A 1,181-nucleotide genomic window follows, 5' to 3' on the forward strand; every position below is an offset into this window, starting at 1 on the left:
ATCTTCACGGACGAGGAGATCTTTGAACTCGAGATGAAGCACATCTTCGAGGGCAACTGGGTCTACCTGGCGCACGAGAGCCAGATCCCGAACGTGGGCGATTACTTCACCACGTACATCGGCCGGACCCCGGTGGTCATTTCCCGCTCCAAGGACGGCGAGCTGAACTGCCTGGTCAATGCCTGCAGCCACCGCGGCGCGATGCTGTGCCGGCGCAAGACCGATAACCGCAACAACTTCACCTGCCCGTTCCACGGCTGGACGTTCAACAACAAGGGCAAGCTGCTCAAGGTCAAGGACTCCCGCGACGCCGGCTACCCCGAGCAGTTCAACAAGGACGGCTCGCACGATTTGACCAAGGTCGCCCGCTTCGAGTCCTACCGCGGCTTCCTCTTCGGCTCCCTGAAGGAAGACGTCAAGCCGCTCGAAGAGCACCTGGGCGACAGCACAAAGATCATGGACATGATCGTGGACCAGTCGCCGGAAGGCCTGGAGGTGCTGCGCGGCGCCTCGACCTACACCTATGACGGGAACTGGAAGGTCCAGGCCGAGAACGGTGCCGACGGCTACCATGTCTCGGCCACGCACTGGAACTACGCGGCGACGACTGCCCGCCGGACCGCGGGCGAGTCCAGCAACGAGACGAAGGCGATGGACGCCGGTACCTGGGGCAAGCAGGGCGGCGGCTACTACTCCTTCGAGCACGGCCACCTGCTGCTGTGGATGTGGTGGGGCAACCCCGAGGACCGCCCGCTGTACGAGCGGCGCGAAGAGCTCGCGGAGGAGTTCGGTGCCGAGAAGGCAGAGTTCATGGTGGGTGCTTCGCGCAACCTGTGCCTCTACCCGAACGTCTACATCATGGACCAGTTCTCCTCGCAGATCCGCCACTTCCGGCCGATCTCGGTGGACCAGACCGAGGTCACCATCTACTGCATCGCCCCGAAGGGCGAGTCCGACGCGGCACGGGCGAACCGGATCCGCCAGTACGAGGACTTCTTCAACGCCTCCGGCATGGCCACGCCGGATGATCTGGAGGAGTTCCGCTCCTGCCAGAAGACCTACCTCGCCGAAACCGCTCCTTGGAACGATATGAGCCGCGGCGTGACCCACCAGCTCAACGGGCCGGACGAGCAGGCGAAGAAGATCGGCCTGAACCCGCTCTCCAGCGGCGCCAAGACCGA

At 63.8% G+C, this 1,181-nt stretch carries 1 protein-coding gene; it reads left to right on the forward strand.

Annotated features, from left to right (window positions below; translation table 11 throughout):
• The coding region (gene benA / locus HGO92_RS23115; RefSeq protein WP_169999089.1) for a benzoate 1,2-dioxygenase large subunit at nucleotides 1-1,181 on the forward strand (1,181 nt) is incomplete at both ends.

The sequence above is a fragment of the Crystallibacter degradans genome, from assembly GCF_012952295.1.
Classification (GTDB): domain Bacteria; phylum Actinomycetota; class Actinomycetes; order Actinomycetales; family Micrococcaceae; genus Crystallibacter; species Crystallibacter degradans.